The sequence below is a fragment of the Syntrophorhabdaceae bacterium genome, from assembly GCA_028698615.1.
In the GTDB taxonomy this organism is placed as follows: domain Bacteria; phylum Desulfobacterota; class Syntrophorhabdia; order Syntrophorhabdales; family Syntrophorhabdaceae; genus Delta-02.
Map to the genome: position 1 here is coordinate 74,374 of JAQVWF010000007.1, position 15,572 is coordinate 89,945.

At 54.8% G+C, this 15,572-nt stretch carries 18 protein-coding genes; 12 read left to right on the forward strand and 6 right to left on the reverse strand.

Annotation, left to right across the window (positions count from 1 at the left end; genetic code table 11):
* Positions 1-124 precede the first annotated feature (124 nt).
* Positions 125-1,636, reverse strand: a complete 1,512-nt coding sequence (locus PHC90_04580) for a sigma 54-interacting transcriptional regulator (GenBank protein MDD3845618.1) — start codon at positions 1,634-1,636, stop codon at positions 125-127.
* 309 nt (positions 1,637-1,945) lie between these two features.
* Here PHC90_04580 and PHC90_04585 point away from each other — a divergent pair, with 309 nt between their 5' ends.
* Complete coding sequence (locus PHC90_04585; protein MDD3845619.1) at positions 1,946-2,158, forward strand: YwbE family protein; 213 nt, start codon at positions 1,946-1,948, stop codon at positions 2,156-2,158.
* Here the strand turns inward: PHC90_04585 and PHC90_04590 are convergent.
* Complete coding sequence (locus tag PHC90_04590; GenBank protein ID MDD3845620.1) at positions 2,132-3,175, reverse strand: potassium channel protein; 1,044 nt, start codon at positions 3,173-3,175, stop codon at positions 2,132-2,134. The genes PHC90_04585 and PHC90_04590 overlap by 27 nt on opposite strands.
* 382 nt (positions 3,176-3,557) lie before the next feature.
* Between PHC90_04590 and PHC90_04595 the strand changes: the two genes are divergently transcribed.
* Together PHC90_04595 and PHC90_04600 are read left to right on the forward strand one after the other, a co-directional pair.
* Positions 3,558-4,235 (forward strand): hypothetical protein, encoded by a 678-nt coding sequence (locus PHC90_04595; protein MDD3845621.1) that lies wholly within the window; start codon positions 3,558-3,560, stop codon positions 4,233-4,235.
* Between the two features lie 49 nt (positions 4,236-4,284).
* On the forward strand, positions 4,285-5,094 hold the full coding sequence (locus PHC90_04600; GenBank protein ID MDD3845622.1) for an alpha/beta hydrolase: 810 nt from the start codon (positions 4,285-4,287) through the stop codon (positions 5,092-5,094).
* Positions 5,095-5,375: 281 nt separating this feature from the next.
* On the opposite strand, the gene PHC90_04605 is transcribed toward PHC90_04600, so the two are convergent.
* A complete protein-coding gene (locus PHC90_04605) occupies positions 5,376-7,319 on the reverse strand; it encodes a hypothetical protein (GenBank protein MDD3845623.1) in 1,944 nt (647 codons plus the stop codon).
* A gap of 105 nt (positions 7,320-7,424) precedes the next feature.
* Between PHC90_04605 and PHC90_04610 the strand changes: the two genes are divergently transcribed.
* From PHC90_04610 to PHC90_04645, 8 genes are all read left to right on the forward strand, one after another.
* On the forward strand, positions 7,425-7,733 hold the full coding sequence (locus PHC90_04610; protein ID MDD3845624.1) for a hypothetical protein: 309 nt from the start codon (positions 7,425-7,427) through the stop codon (positions 7,731-7,733).
* A complete protein-coding gene (locus tag PHC90_04615) occupies positions 7,730-8,104 on the forward strand; it encodes a PIN domain-containing protein (protein MDD3845625.1) in 375 nt (124 codons plus the stop codon). Before PHC90_04610 ends, PHC90_04615 begins: the two co-directional genes overlap by 4 nt.
* 182 nt (positions 8,105-8,286) lie before the next feature.
* On the forward strand, positions 8,287-8,493 hold the full coding sequence (locus PHC90_04620) for a hypothetical protein (GenBank protein ID MDD3845626.1): 207 nt from the start codon (positions 8,287-8,289) through the stop codon (positions 8,491-8,493).
* 3 nt (positions 8,494-8,496) lie between these two features.
* Entirely contained in the window at positions 8,497-8,868 is a 372-nt protein-coding gene (locus PHC90_04625) for a type II toxin-antitoxin system HicB family antitoxin (protein ID MDD3845627.1), read from the forward strand.
* 783 nt (positions 8,869-9,651) lie between these two features.
* Positions 9,652-9,948, forward strand: coding sequence for a type II toxin-antitoxin system RelE/ParE family toxin (locus PHC90_04630; protein MDD3845628.1), 297 nt, complete (start codon positions 9,652-9,654; stop codon positions 9,946-9,948).
* A gap of 4 nt (positions 9,949-9,952) precedes the next feature.
* Positions 9,953-10,258: a putative addiction module antidote protein gene (locus PHC90_04635; protein ID MDD3845629.1), complete on the forward strand. Its 306-nt coding sequence runs from the start codon at positions 9,953-9,955 to the stop codon at positions 10,256-10,258.
* Positions 10,259-10,470: 212 nt separating this feature from the next.
* The gene (locus PHC90_04640) at positions 10,471-10,716 is read left to right on the forward strand and encodes a hypothetical protein (GenBank protein MDD3845630.1); all 246 of its coding nucleotides are present in this window, start codon (positions 10,471-10,473) and stop codon (positions 10,714-10,716) included.
* On the forward strand, positions 10,703-11,140 hold the full coding sequence (locus PHC90_04645; protein MDD3845631.1) for a PIN domain-containing protein: 438 nt from the start codon (positions 10,703-10,705) through the stop codon (positions 11,138-11,140). The genes PHC90_04640 and PHC90_04645 overlap by 14 nt, the downstream gene beginning before the upstream one ends.
* 690 nt (positions 11,141-11,830) lie before the next feature.
* Here PHC90_04645 and PHC90_04650 read toward each other — a convergent pair.
* Positions 11,831-12,091, reverse strand: coding sequence for a hypothetical protein (locus PHC90_04650; protein MDD3845632.1), 261 nt, complete (start codon positions 12,089-12,091; stop codon positions 11,831-11,833).
* 702 nt (positions 12,092-12,793) lie between these two features.
* Here PHC90_04650 and PHC90_04655 point away from each other — a divergent pair.
* Complete coding sequence (locus PHC90_04655) at positions 12,794-13,174, forward strand: hypothetical protein (protein MDD3845633.1); 381 nt, start codon at positions 12,794-12,796, stop codon at positions 13,172-13,174.
* Here PHC90_04655 and istB read toward each other — a convergent pair.
* Positions 13,138-13,884, reverse strand: a complete 747-nt coding sequence (gene istB / locus PHC90_04660; protein MDD3845634.1) for an IS21-like element helper ATPase IstB — start codon at positions 13,882-13,884, stop codon at positions 13,138-13,140. The two genes, PHC90_04655 and istB, sit on opposite strands and share 37 nt — an antisense overlap.
* Positions 13,877-15,436 (reverse strand): IS21 family transposase, encoded by a 1,560-nt coding sequence (gene istA / locus PHC90_04665; GenBank protein MDD3845635.1) that lies wholly within the window; start codon positions 15,434-15,436, stop codon positions 13,877-13,879. The genes istB and istA overlap by 8 nt, the downstream gene beginning before the upstream one ends.
* Positions 15,437-15,572: the final 136 nt, after the last annotated feature.

Sequence of the window (15,572 nt, forward strand, 5' to 3'; positions counted from 1 at the left end):
CAGCCTTATAGGAAGCCGATAGACTCCCATAAGCGTGCAAACCGCTCACGGCATGTCACATTTGACAGGGGAATCCGGGGAAGAAGTCTATTTTACTCAATGATGTTATACTGGTGAGAGGGTGTCAGGAATGACTGTCACTTTTGAATTGCCTGAGGCGTCTCGCAAGGGTCGAGAGGCTGATACCTAGCTTATGGGCTGCCTCTTCGTTGGATTGTGACTTGTTGAGGGCCGTCTTGATCAGCTTTATCTCAAGCTCTTTCAGCGCCACGTCAAGAGACCTCAGTTCGTGCATCTCATCAAGGTCACCCTGTTCCGACCCGACAAATCTCTTCGGAAGGTGCTCGAGCGTCACCAGGTCTTCATTGGCGAGCACAACAAGTTGTTCCACCAGGTTCGCCAGTTCGCGGACATTGCCGGGCCACCTGTAGGCGCTCAATCGTTCAACAACCTCCTGGGTCAGCCGCACCTTGAGGTTGTATCTATTGTTGAACTCATTGAGATAATGCTTGATCAGGAAGGGTATCTCTTCCCGGCGGTCCCTGAGGGAGGGTATATAAACGGGGACGACGTTGAGTCGGTAATAGAGGTCTTCCCTGAAATTACCGGTCTTCAGCATTTTTTCCACGTCCCTGTTGGTCGCCGCGATGATCCTCGCATCCACCTTCTTGGGTTTTGTACCCCCCACACGCGTCACCTCCTGGTCCTGGATGACGGAAAGGAGCTTTACCTGCAGCCGAAGAGGAAGATCCCCGATCTCGTCGAGGAAAAGGGTGCCTTTGTCGGCGATCTCGAAGTATCCCGCCTTGCCGTCTTTCCTGGCGCCCGTGAAGGCGCCGGCCTCATAGCCAAAGAGCTCCGATTCCAGCAGTTCGGCGGGTATGGCGCCGCAGTTGATCTTTACAAAGGTGCCCGCGTCCATCCTTGGTGATGCCTCGTGGATGAGGCGAGCCACCAGGTCCTTGCCCACGCCGGACTCCCCCAGGATCAACACCGTCGTGTCGATCCGGGCTATTCGGTAAGCGGTCTCAATGACCTGCTTCATCTGTTTGCTGTGGGCCACAAAGGCTGAAGGGGTCTTCTGCATCCGTCTTGCCTCATGAAGCTCAAGAAGATATTTCGACACGAGCTTCTGTGACTGCTCATGTTTCTCTTTGAGGTGGTTCAACTCGGTGATGTCCCGCAGATTGCAGTAGACCTTCGAGATACTGCCATCCTTGTCGAAGACGGGCATGCCCGTGCTGAGGACCTGTCTTCCGGCGATGGTGTTGATGAGCACCGTCTGGGTTTTGCCCGTCTCCAGAACCTTGATTGTCGCCCCGGTGTCGGAGATACCCTCTTTGACAAGTTCTTCTATCTTGCGGCCGATGACGTCGGCGTTCTTGATGCCCATGATTCTCTCGAATGCGGGATTGAGAAGGAGGAGCCGGCTCTCGCCGTCGGCAATCGCCATGGCGTCGTAGGAATTCTCGATCATCGCGAGGAGGTCGTTATTACGCTCCTCAAGTTCGCGGATCCTCTGTTCAAGCTTATCTGTCTTTTTCATCTTTCCGGCGGCACCGATGTCTGCGACTGCACCCGCAACGGCACCCTGTTTTTGGTTTGCAAATCTTGTACCGGGCTTCTTCGTGATCATTGCACTCCACGCACAGGCAAACTGCGGGGACCCTTCCGTTCGCGGCCGAAGCATGTGAACGCTGAGGATACCTGAGCCTAGACATTCTACCACCGGCCGGAGAAAAATCAACACATCCTTTCCCGCGTCCTCAACCATGTAACGTGATGGTCACCATCGGAGGTGAGCCGCAGCCCCTGTCGCGCGACGCTCCCAATGTATGATTGCAGGGCCTGGCCCCATCAAAAAAGTTGCAGTATCGCCGGATAGCTATTACTATGATCGCAGGCGGGGCGTGAGAGATCTCGCGTTTGCGGAGGGAAGGTTAGGATGAACGGAACAAAACGATCAGACATAAGACCGGGAATGAGAGTATCCATCGTCCTTAAAAAGGACCAGCGCACGGGGGTGCGTACGACGGGGGTTGTAAAGGATATTTTGACGAAGTCCCCCGACCACACTCACGGGATCAAGGTGCGTCTCGAAAGCGGGGAAGTGGGACGGGTAAAAGATATTTTAGGAACCTGTGCTCGTAACACCTGATATGTGCTCGGCAAGGAGCTCCTTCTCTTCCGGTGTGGCGATCACGATTATGCTCATGCCCTGTTCCACGATTGTGTCCGGACTGGGGTTGTAGATCCACTCCCCCGTTGTTTTCCGGGCAGAGATGAGCATGATGTTGCCGATTGCCTTGAAGTCTATCTCACTTACGGGTCTGCCCACATAGGGTGATTCGGGAGAAAACTTTATCTCCTCGACGCGCATCGGCGAATACTTGTCGCGAAGCATCATATCAAGGAAGGACGTTACATGCGGGCGTATCATCTCAGAGGCCATCCTGAGGCCTCCGATGAAATTGAGCGCCACAACCGAGTCGGCGCCGGCCCTTTTTATCTTATCAATGTTCTTGGCATCGTTGCACCGGGCGACGATCCTTAAGGAAGGGTTGAGCTGCCGGGCTGTGATGGAAATAACGATATTGTCGTTGTCGGAGTTCGTCGTTGCGAAGAGGCCCTGCGCTTGCTCTATCATGGCGCGATTGAGCACCTCGTTCTCCGTGGCGTCACCGATAACCAGATCCGCATTTATATTGTTGACCTTGAAAACATCGAGCTTGCCCCCATCGCTGTCAATGGCAACAAAGGGCCTTTTGGTCAAAAAGAGTTCCTGCACAACGTACAGGCCCACCATTCCAATTCCACAAACGATATAGTGGTCTTTCATCTTTGAGATACGCTTATCCATTCTCCTTCTCCTGAAAACCTTTCTCAACTCCCCTTCGATTATATAGGCTGCGAGAGTTGTGAAGAGGTAGGCGACCGTACCGGCCCCGATGAAAACGTAAACGATTGTGAAGAGCTTTCCCAGCGGCTTGTTGTCAAGGCCGATGACATCGCCGTACCCGATGGTGGTGATGGTGATGGCCGTCATGTACAGGGCATCGAGAAAGCTCTTTTCGGAACCGCCGATGATCTTGAACCCCGCCGTACCGATCAAGATGACGGCAATGATCATAAGTATGATATTGCGGAGCCTCTTCGGTATAGCTTGTAAAAGCATGGCATATTATAGCATGGGTAACGGATAATGGGGACCAAAAACAGGGCAATCAAGAATTGGGGCCGCGTTGAATGGCTTGAGATGCTCGAATGGCCTGGGCGTCATTTGAAGAATATCATCCTGGGGGATCAGCAAGGCGAGGGTTGTTCCTTGAGCCTGATGCCGGGAGAGTCCGAAAATGATCTCGTATGATTGTTCAAGAGTGTCCAGCCTGGGCGCCCCGACCGCAAGGATAGCAGAAGGGGTGTGACGTGTCTGAATGTAGTCTGTTTTACAGTAGAATGAATGAGGTTTATTCCACGGTGGAGCCTTGGACTGACATATACCATGTATGGTATTATACTGCATTGAACGGCAGACTCAATAAGACAAGGAGGGGCGTATGAAATGGTTTTTGTTGCTGGTGTTTTCCTTGATGTCGATATCACCGGTACTGGCCCAGACGCAGGTCTTCAACAATCCCCGGGTCAACGGCTATGCAGTGGACCGCTGCCTCTACTTCGGTTCGCAATGCAACCAGCCCGCGGCGGATGAGTTCTGCCGGCGCAATGGCTTCCAGAGGGCCCGGCGTTTCGCCTGGAACTTCATGGCACCAACGCTCGTTCTTGGCTCCCGCCAGATCTGCAATGTCCCGGGACGTAACGGCTGCGGCGGCTTCACGCTCATCGAGTGCCAGAGCCGCGGCGGCCAGACGGGGGTCATGCCGGGAGAGCGCACTTTCAACAATCCCCGGGTCAACGGCTATGCAGTGGACCGCTGCCTCTACTTCGGTTCGCAATGCAACCAGCCCGCGGCGGATGAGTTCTGCCGGCGCAACGGCTTCCAGAGGGCCCGGCGTTTCGCCTGGAACTTCATGGCACCAACGCTCGTTCTTGGCTCCCGCCAGATCTGCAAGGTCCCGGGGCGGGGCGGGTGCGGCGGCTTCACCCAGATCACCTGCACCGGCGGCCGCACAGGAGCCACTCCTCCACCCCCGCGGGGAGGCAAGGGACCAGGCGACCCGTGTCAGACGAGAGAGGAGTGCCGCAGCGGAATTTGCCTTCTTGGGGTGTGCAGTTGACCGGGTATTCCCAATTGCTTGATCAACGAAGGAGGGAATGAAAATGCGTATGAAAAAAGCCACTACCCTGTTTTATTCACTGCTTATTTTGCTGGCCGTTGGTATCTCCGGCGCAATGGCCCAGGGTGTACAACCATCAGGCAGAATTATTAGCTCGGACAAGCAAGGCAATGCCATTTACCAGGTTCATGCGAATGGAATAGAGGTAGGTTACAAATTGATCGGCTCAGGTGAACCACTCGTTATGATCATGGGGCTGGGCGGGACAATGGACCATTGGCCTCAGGAAGTGATAGAAGCGTTATCAAGGAAATATCAGTTGATAATATTGGATAACCGGGGCATGGGATATACCAGGACCAATGAGGCAACGTTCACGTACAAACTGTTTGCCGATGATGTCATTGGCCTTCTTAACGCCCTTGGAGTAAACAGGGCCAATGTACTTGGGTATTCCATGGGGAGTACGATCACACAAAAATTGTTGCTTGAATATCCGCAACGGTTCAATAAGGCAATCATCCACGCAACCTCCACAGATGGAAGCAGCGTTGCCGAGGTCTTGAAGGGTAAAGGAATAAATGACCCAATCATTTTGCGACAAATTGAGGCAACAGTCCATTGGAAGACTCCCATGGACAAACTGCCATTAATTACCAATCAGGTTATGCTCGTGGTTGGAACTTCGGATACCGTGGTAGGAGTTGAAAGCTCAAAGACGATAGCCTCGGCTATTCCGGGGGCATGGCTGGTCCAATTCAAAAAGGCAACACACAGCCTGATATTTGAAGCACCCACCGAATTTGCCAACATTGTCTTAACTTTTCTGAATATTAACGAGACGGTTGAGGCGAAATAATTGATAGGAGAAGGGGAGGTGCATCCCTCGACGACTCCCTATCATCAGATCCAAGGTCTTCAACGTTTCCCGGGATGCTTCCTTCCGTCGATGATGCAGGGCAGGAAAAAAGTCCCGGGAATAACCGGTAAGAATGCCGCAGCAGACCGGGAGGTGGCCGCACCTGCATCGCCTTCGGCGCGATAGAGACATGATCTCGTATGCCCCCATCCCTTATGATCGTTCAAGAGTGTCGGCGGGAAGGGGCGGAGTTTTTATCGGGAGGCGGGGCGTTCCTGGATCTATTTAGGCCAGTTTTTACCCGGTTTTGCCCAGTCGTACTTGTCGTATGTCCCCAGTTGGTAGTCGTGGGTGGCCTCCAATGTCAGGAACTCCTCGTCACCACCGAGATCGACATCTTGCCAGTACGTCTGTTTTACTCCGGGAAGAAACCCCATTCCCATCTCAAGCCTGTCGGGTATATCATCCTTGTCGCTGTCCTCACTCTCTTTCCATCCGTCGGGCCAAAAGGTGTGGAAATTATTAAAGTGAGTAAACTCATGCATGATATCAATGGCGAAGGTATCGATGTACGTGTAAGCAAGGAAACCCCTCCCGGAAAGCGTTGACGGTTTTGACCGTTTGACCGCCGGCAGTTTTACATAGAATGTATCAGGGTCCCACGTGTTCGTCTTGAGGTTGCATACATTAATGGTCTTGTAGCCGGAATAATACGGATTGTATTGGCCTATGACACCGTGCTGGAGGCAGGCACATTTGTCGTTCGGAATCCCTTCGCATTGGTACGCAATTTTGACGTTCTGTCCGAACGGCCTTGCCGCCGGGGTCTGCTTCCAGTAATAATACCAGTTAGGATACTTTCCCCCGGGGTTGTTCTTTTCATCCCTGGGATAGAATAAACGCACCTCTCTTGTTTTCTCTATTTTGCATGAATCCACCTTCAGGGTCGCCTTCACCGTCTTTACGCCGAATTTGTTATTGTCCTCGGGCAGCCCTTTATAAACGACGGTGAATTTTCTTCCCTTTGGTGTTGATGATGTCGAAGCGGGAGTAATGGTTCGATTGGAGCCTTCCATCTCGGGAATGGTCCATTCCACTGAATCGGCGTAGCGCTCCGGCACCGTTCTGGCCTCAAGCTCCAGGGTAAGTTCGTTGGAGTGTTTGTTCAAGGGGGAGTCGTCACTGAAGACATGCCTGCTCTTGTCTTCCGGACTGACGATCATGAGCTCCACGGATCTCATATCCTTGCATTCCTCGGGCTCCTTCCTGATTTTGATATACAGCGTCATCATGGAACCGGGGCGGCAACCGGGAGAGGGTCCCATCGGCCTGCCGATATCCTTGCGCAATGATATCTCCCCTCGTTTAAGCAATTGTTCGAATTCCGATTTGTTCAACGTCCATGTGGCATTAAAACATCCCATTCCCAGGTTCGTCTTGCCATCATCACCCAGGAAGGTGACTTTGGGGGCACCGGCCGTGACTTTGATCCGGCCATCTTCAGCGGGGCTTGCCTTCGCCACGTGGGCATAGAATTGCGGGTAACGTTCCCCTTCGGAGATCTCGTAGCGATAGAAGCGGGCCCAGTCAGTGCAGGTTGATGGCACATAATAGGTCCTGCGCACGCACTTCTTGCCCAACACACCCAGCACATTGATCTTTGTTGACAGAGATTCAATTCTATAGCCCTTCTCTTTGTCAAACTGTCCTCTTGCTGAATCGTAGGTATTGAGGATGATCAGATTACCAACGAATGTCTCTTTGATCGTGTACAGAAGGTCCGTCTTCACTTCATTGGAGAAGAACTCCTTTTCTCCTCCGTTGACGACAATGTACCCTTCGATGGGCACGGCTTCAGGGATCTGCGGTTTCTCTGTGCCCGCAGGAAGGTTACCCATCATATTCTTTGCCTGGCGGAACTGCATGTTGATGATCTCGCGGCGGCGCTCAATCTCTTTCTCCGGCGTTTTAGCCGGCTGGATGGCCACGTTCTGCATACCGCCCATCGCGGCGGCTTTCCCGGTGGCGTCATTCAGAAGCTGCATGGCCTCGCCATATGTTCCCATGAGTTCGCTCATGCCCGGTGTGCCCTGCAGCTGTCGTTCGAGGAGTCTGGCTTTTTGTTCCATATCTGCCGGAGACTGGGCGAACACCTCGAAGCAGAACAAACAAAGGACTATTGCCCCGATCGTGCCTATCCGTATATTTCGTTTATGGTCCCGCATAACTTGATCCCGGTTCTCCTGTGACACCGCATAGGACACATTTCACAGCCATCTTGTCTTATGTTGTCGGTGTTGTGAGAGTAGAATAATATGTTGAGGGATAATTTGCAATGCAGAACGTCCCTGTCGACCCCCTATTCGCGTAAGGTCGGCCGTCTGGACGTGACGAAAGATCCGCGCTATCGTATCATGTATCGTATGAAAGTGACGGCGATAATACCCGATCAACTGGTCGAAGAAGTGAGGAAAGCGAGCGGCGGCAAGAACATTACCGATTCCCTTATCGTAGCCTTGAGAGAGTGGATAGAGATGAAGCGGATAAAGGAACTCAATGCAAAGGTGGCGAAGCGGCCCCTCTCGTTTCATGAAGGCTACAGCGCGGGATTGGTGCGGGAACTGAACAGAAAGCGATGATCATTGCCGACACGTCCGTGTGGATCGAGTTCCTGAAGGGAAAAGAGCCTTTTCTTACAGAACTGGGCTTGCTGCTGGAAGAAAGGCAGGTCATCGCCCTTGAATGCGTCTTTGGCGAACTGCTGCAGGGTGCAAAGACGAGGCGCGAGCGCAAAGTCATCACGGAGTACTGGAACAACCTCCCAAAGATCGAAGAGCGGGGTCTCTGGGTAAGAGCCGGGCTTCACGCGGGGGAACAGAAACTTTTCGCCAAAGGCCTCGGACTCATCGATGTCTTCATTCTAACGGCGGCAGGATCGATTAGCGCAAGAGTCTGGACCCTCGACAAGAAGATGGCCTCCCTCCTGACAGAGAACATGACCTTCCCCTGAGGGCAAAGACGAAAGAACCGTTCCGGGTTGCGGGTTAAAGACACGAGGCAAGTATAACGTGTCATATTTATGGGTCTTTCGAGAATGTGAAAATCGAAAGGGCGTCCCTGTCGACCCTTGACGTATAATACTATATCTGATACTATAGCTCAATGGGTGCATCGGAGAAGACGCTGGCGAAAATGAAGAGAAATCCGAGAGACTGGCGGATTGAGGATGTGGTGGCGGTGGCAAAGAAGTATGATCTTCTCATACGAGCACAGGGCGGGAGTCATTACGTGTTCGGCTTTCCCGGCATCAGGGATTCCGTGACGATTCCGGCCGCCAGACCGATAAAGCCGGTCTACATCAAGCGCTTTGTCGAGCTTATCGACAAGGTCAAGGGGTAGGATATGAAGAAACCGAGGTTCGAGGATTACGCAATCGAGATCAGACCCTTGAAGGAAGCGGAAGGCGGGGGATTTCTTGTGACCTTTCCCGATCTTCCCGGCTGCATGGCTGACGGGGAAACCCCGGAAGAGGCCCTCGCGGATGCGAAGGCCGCATTCGAGAGCTGGATGGAGGCCCAGAAGGAGTGGGGCCGGCCTTACCCCGCCCCCGTGTCGGGCACGACGTCCGGCAAGTTCGTCCAGCGGATACCCAAATCCCTCCATGCCAAGCTGGTCAAGCGCGCCAGGCAGGAAGGTGTAAGCCTCAATACCCTTGTCCTCACCTTCATCGCGGAAGGGATCGGCAAGAGAGAGGGCAAAAACCGGGCAGCCTGAGAGCGGAGCCGCCAAGAGACAGTTTCAGGTTTCAAGTCAAAGCCAAAAACAAGACATACAGAGATATCCCGGAGTCCACGCTCAGCCAGGGGAAAGACAGCTTCAACCGCTTGAATGGGAAAGAGCAAGGAGCCACACCACTGCTGGCCGAGAATGTGAAAATCGAAAGGGCGTCCCTGTCGACCCCCTGTACTCGTCACGTGAGGTCCGCGCGGGGCCTTGTCCCCGTGCAGCTACGCTCCGGATCACACCCGTTAAGCGATTTCGGCTCGCTCGATGCTCATCGCGGAGAGGGGTGATTACGTGATGCAGGCTGGTAGTCCGCGGACGTAACTTGTTGGTGGATTGCCCGGTGGCTGCTGTCAGACGCATCGGTCCCGTGCACTTCCGTGCCCGGTCCGCGCTCCCCGAAACCGCAACGGGTCCCGTGATCCTCCACTACCAGCTGCCCGGGGACAAGACCCCACGCTCAGCGAGTTGAAGAAAGGCTTCAATGGAAGGAACGCCTAAGGCACAAACACAAGTATAACCTGTTGCAGTCACTGGTCTTTCTAGAATGTGAAAATGTAAAGGATGTCCCTGTCGGCGGGCGCGACTTCCTCCTCCCCTGTGTCCTGCAGTAATTCTAAGGTGTTATGAAAGATAACTTGGTTTCGGAGGAACGTCCCCCTCCGTCCCCCATGAGGTTGCTGAGAATGTGAAAATCGAAAGGGCGTCCCTGTGGGTCCCCCCTAAGGGCGGCAAGGTGTTGACAATATGTAGCCTGTAGGCTACAATAGAGTTGTGATCGAGATCCGCAAAACGGACGTGTTTGCCGGTTGGCTTGACAGCCTGGACGATATTCGGGGCCGGGCACGTGTTATGGCACGGATTGAAAGGCTGGCCACGGGAAACCCTGGGGACGTGAAACCGGTAGGTGAAGGTGTTTCGGAGCTGAGGATCGATCACGGACCGGGTTATCGGGTCTATTTCAAACAGTTCGGGTCTCATGTGGTGGTTCTGCTGGCGGGTGGTGACAAAGGGACGCAGGTCAGGGATATCAAAGCAGCCCTGCGTCTTGCGAGAAACATACAGGGGTGACGTTATGAAGAAAGTAGTGACGACTCGATATGATGTCGCGGAGCATCTTCGTACTCCGGAGGAAATGGCCGCGTACCTTGAAGCATGCATTGAAGAGTCGAACGGCGACGCGGCGTTCATCGCTAAAGCCCTCGGCGACATCGCCCGCGCCAAAGGCATGTCCCAGGTGGCGCGGGATGCCGGCCTGTCCCGCGAAAGTCTTTACAGGGCATTATCCGGAGAGAGAAGCCCCGGCTTCGACACGATCCTCAAGGTGATACGCGCCCTGGGCTTGACGCTGCATGCGGGGGCAGCGGGAAGGACGGCCTAAGAAAGAAGGGCTTGAACCGCTTGAACGCTAGGAAAAGGCGGAAGACTGTCGTTAAGAAATTAAGAGACCCTTCACTGTTTCCTGCAGTAAGTCTGAGGTGTTATGAAGGATAACTTGGTTTCGGAGGATGTCCCCTCCGTCTCCCCCGTTGGATTGACTTTGCCCGTGATTGTGTGGTACACGTAAATACGTGAATATGAAAGGAGGTTGTCGTGGATAAACAAAACGTGACCCTGTCTCTTCCCAGATCGCTCCTCAAGAAAGCCAAAACTCTTGCGATCATAAAGGACAAGTCGTTGAGCGAGCTCTTGCGTGAAACACTGGAAGAAAGAGTGAATAAAGAAACAGGGTATCAGAAAGCGAGGAACAGGCAAATAGCCTTCATGGGAAAAGGGATTGATCTTGGCACGCAGGGAAAGATCACCGTTGCAAGAGAAGACCTCCATGAAAGACGCTAAAATGTTCGTCGATACCAACATCCTGGTGTATGCATATGACCTGTCCGCCGGAAATAAACACGATAAAGCGAAAGAGATCGTCAAAAACCTGTGGAGCACGGGGAATGGCCTCATCAGCACCCAGGTCGCACAGGAATTCTTTGTAACGGTAACAAGGAAAATTGCAAAACCGCTTGGCCTGGCGCAGGCTAAGGAGATCGTAACAGACCTGTTGCAATGGAAGACGATAGTAGTCGACGGCTCATTGATAGTGGATGCCATCAATATACAAGAAAAGTACCGGTACTCGTTTTGGGACTCCCTGATCATCGCCTCTGCCGTAGAAGGCGGAGCGGCTGCAATCATTTCAGAGGACCTTTCCGACAAACAAAAGATTGGAAGTGTCACCATCAGCAATCCCTTCGCCGAAAAAGCCACGAAATGAGCGATCGTGCTCCCCGTCCCTTCATCCTCTCTCCAGCACTGCACCGCTTGAATATCCGCCACCAAATAAGGTAATAAGGACCAGGCCGTCTTTTTTGAACCTTCCCAGGCTCTGGGAAAGACAAATGACGGTGCTCGAGCAGCCCGAAAACGCAACGGTTCCCGTGATCCTGCGCTAACGGCTGCCCGGCAAAGAGACTCCACGCTCAGTGTGTGGAGAAAGGCTTCAGATCCTTGCATGGTAGACTGGAGGGTTGACGCTAAAGAGGATATGGATACCCGAACCTGCCTGAAGAAATGACAGAAGCCGAATCTGAGGGGTTGAGTGATTTACTTTTGAACGAACGTACCTGCCCCTCGTGCCCCTCGGGGGCACCATCACCGGCTTAGTTTCGCACTTGCCAGACGGTTCAGGCTAACCCCGGATTCGGCTGCTTCTGTTGCGAGTTTACGATGCACCTGGGGCGGAACACGGACCATAAATCTTCCGCTATAATGCTTGCTCGCGATCGGTTCGGGGATCCGTTCGCCAGTTTCCCGCATATCATTCAGGACATCTTCCACTACCTTCCGGATACCCCTGAGCGCGGTCTCGGGTGTCTCAGCGAGCCAGCTCAGGCTCGGGAACTCAGCACAGGCACCTACGTATTCCCCGTCCTCGGCGGACCAGGTGACGCGATATGTATAATGATCATTTTTTAGAGCCATGTTCAGCCTCCAATTTCTCTATGGCCAGGAGCGCCTGCCGGACCTGATATACTTTGGCCCGGCCCTTTTCGTTCTGGATATTTACCCGGGGGTCGCCCGGCCACGGGGTTTTATAGATCCTGTGGCTGCCACTGCTCTGGCGGGCTTTGCCAAAGTAGTGGTCGCAGACGAGACACAGGTCCCGGTACCGTACATTATTCGGGTTCAACCTCATCTGGGAGACTATGTCCGCTATGCCTGCCACGGGAGTATAGTATCATTAATGGCACTACATGTCAAGAAAGCACCAGGGTAATTCGCCGCTGTTTCGTCCGCGCTGAAGGGGTGGACAAAAAGGGCATGACTCTGATATTCCTAAGACGTACCAAGTCTTGGAACAGGAGGAGCGATGGCAAGGAGGGATACGCCGATGAACGAGGTGACAGAGACGATCTACCAGTGGCACAAGGGAATGAAGCTGCAGCATATCGGCCGGTCCCTGGGAAGAAAAGACAGGGCATGAACAAGTCTGCCAGCTATAACAAGTGATAATCCAAGACGTGACCCCATGAAGTTCGATCCATCCCCGTCGCCCTCGCGACCGCCCTGATTAAATAACCGTTCTGGAGCCTTCTCAAAATATCGACAACATCAACCACCATATACTCCTCTCTCGCCATACCGCCTCCCGTTCGACAAAAAGATAACGGGGGTAGTATGCCCTAATTCGGTGCCGCCCGGGTGGGTGAATTAACCTGAAAAGGTGGGTGAGAGATCCTGAAAAAGGGGTGGGTGAACGATCTTGAAAAACAGACCGTCTAAACGGGTGAGCTGTCTAGAAAAATCACACCGGAAGGGGAATGCCACGGCTCAGAGACGGTCTACTACAAACGTGAGGAGACAAGGGCGTTAAGATACTAAGAGACCATTCACTGTTTCCAGCAGTAATTCTGAGGTGTTATCAAGGATGACTTGGTTTCGGAGGAACGTCCCCTCCGTCTCACCACAGGAAGTATATTACTACAAGACGAAGAGCGGTCGGGAAGTGGACTTCATCCTTCGCGAGAGGAAGGGTTCGAAAATGCTGGTGCAGGTCAGCGAATCACTGGCAGAGCCGCAGGCAAAAAAGCGCGAGATCGCGGCCCTCACGGAAGCCATGGCGGAATTGGACCTGAGGTCGTCCATCATGGTGACCAGGAACGACAGCGGTAAGATGGAGATCGAAAACGGGACCATCGTGTCAAGCGCCACGGTTATTCCCCACTCCGAGAGCCGCGGTAATTCCCCACTTTTCCCGCAGGGGGCGGTTAGTTACTGTCGTGTTTTAGGACCCAGTTTCTTCCTGTAGGATTCTCCTCCGTCAATCATAATGTGATGCGCATGGTGGCTCAACCGGTCAAGTGCCGAGTTCGCCATGACCGGGTCGGGGAAGAGCGTGACCCAGTCCTGTGGCGGCCGGTTGCTGGTGATGACGATGGACGATGTCAGGTAGCGCTCCGCCACCACCTCGTAGATATCCTCCGCCTGCACCTGCGTCAGGGACGTCAGCCCGAAGTCGTCGATGATGAGCAGGTCGGGGTGAAGATACTTCCTGAGCTGCCTCTCCCACGACTGGTCCGCCCGGGAGGCAAAAAGGTGCCGGAACATCTTCGCCGCCTTCACGAAGAGGACGCTGAACCCCCGCCTGCAGGCCTCGTGGCCCAGCGCCTGGGCAAGATGCGTCTTCCCCACGCCGGCCGGTCCGTAGAGGAGAACATGCTCACCTTTCTCCACGAAAAGGCAGGTGGCGAGGTCGGTCATCGCGCCCCTTTTGATCCTCGGGTTGAAGCCGAAGTCGAAGCCCTCCAGGGTCTTCTGCTCCTCGAAGGATGCCTTCTGTATCCTGACGGCGAGCTTCCGTGCCTCCCTGCGCTCGATCTCGTCCTGGATGACGAGGGCGAGGAAGGCCGCGTGGGAGAGCTCGTCCTTCTGCGCCTGGGCGATGCGCAGTTCGATGGTCTCCATGAACCCGCCGAGCTTGAGCTTCTTCAACTGGTCGACAAGGTGGTGGTCAATCATGGGCCACCTCCCCGGCGAAGTACGCCGGTTCCCGCAGGAACATCCTTCCCAGGTCCGAAAGCGGTGCCGCCGCGGTCTCCTCCCCGGTGCCGGTCATCGGATTCTCCAGCATGGTCTTTATGCTCCTGTACCGGGTGTTGCCGTAGTCAAGGGCACGCTGTGCCACCGTCTCGATCTCCGCCGGGTACTTGTCCGCGAGGCGCAGCAGGGCCTGGGCCTTGCGCAGGTTCCGCATGGCGTTCTCCCTGAGGACGGCGGTTATGAGCCTCTCCGTATGGGGGCCGAACCCGGCTGCCTTCCTCCTGCACCACGTCGGTGTCGCCATGAGGAAGGCGAGCTTCTCCGGCGGGTAGTCTGTGTGGTCCGTCACCCACTGTCCCGGACCGTGGGCCCGGGGATGGACCTTCACCCTCTCGTGGTTGAGGAAGACCTCCACGGTCTTCCCGGTCCCCTTCGCCCACACCTTCCTGCCGATGTATCTCGTCGGCAGGGAGGTGTAGGATCTGTCGAAGACGATGTGGTGGTCGGGATGGACGGTGCACTCCTTCCAGAGGGGCCGCTCGAAGGGTGTGTCCGGAAGGGGCGTGAGACAACGCTTCTCCTCCGCGAGGAAGGCCTCGTAGGGCCTTTTCTTCGTCGTGCCGTGGACCTCCCTTCCGATCTCCTCCCTGCACCAGTGAAGGGCACGGTCGTTCGCCTCGGCGATATCCCCGAAGGTCCTCCCGGCGAGGAGGTGCTTCCTGACCGTGGGAACGACGCGCTCCACCTTGCCCTTGTGCTCCGGTGTCCGTATCTTGGCGGGATCGGCGATGAAGCGGAAGTGGCGCTCCATGTCCGCGTATGCCCTGTTCACCGTGGGGTCGTAGATGTCCGGCTTCACCACACCGGACCTGAGGTTGTCGAGGACTATCCTCTTCGGCACGCCGCCGAAGAAGGTGAAGGCCCTCTCGTGGCAGTCGAGCCAGGTGTCCGTATCCTGGCGGAAGACGAAGCGGACGAACCTGTGGCGGCTCGCAGAGAGGGTCATGATGAAGGCCCATGCCCTTCTTCTCCTCTCCTTCTCCGGGTCGTACATGAGACCGGCATACCCGAAGTCGACCTGGGCCTCCTCGCCCGGGGGCGTCTCCACGCGGACCGTCACCTTCGCCCTGCCGTAGGAGAACTCCTTCCGCAAATACCGTCTGAGCGTCGTGTAGCCCACCTTTACGCCGAAGGTCTCTTTAAGAAGCCTCCACACCTGCTTGCCCGTCACGTTCGGGTCATCGAGCCATGTCTTTATGTCGTCGTGATGGCGGACGAGGAGATCCCCGGCCGGGGTATCGTAGGGGGAGCCGCAGGCGTCCATCATGTCCTTCAGCCTGGTGGCGAGATCATGCTCTCCGGGGAGAGGGCACTGCCGGTCTATGCCGGCGGACCGTGCCATGCCGACATATTTGCGGACGGTCTTCCTGTCGATGCCGAGCGACTGACTGATATGCTGGATCCTCATTCCCTTGTGCCACTGGTAGATTGTCTCTGTTACCTCGTTCATCGGTATATCCCTCCTTGCCATGGCTCCTCCTGTTCCAAGACTGGGTACGTCTTAGGAATGTCAGAGTCATGCCCTTTTTGTCCACCCCTTTGGCGCGGACGAAAAAGTGGGGAATTACCTTGGCGCTGCTACTGGGGAATTACCTTGGCGCTTTTGG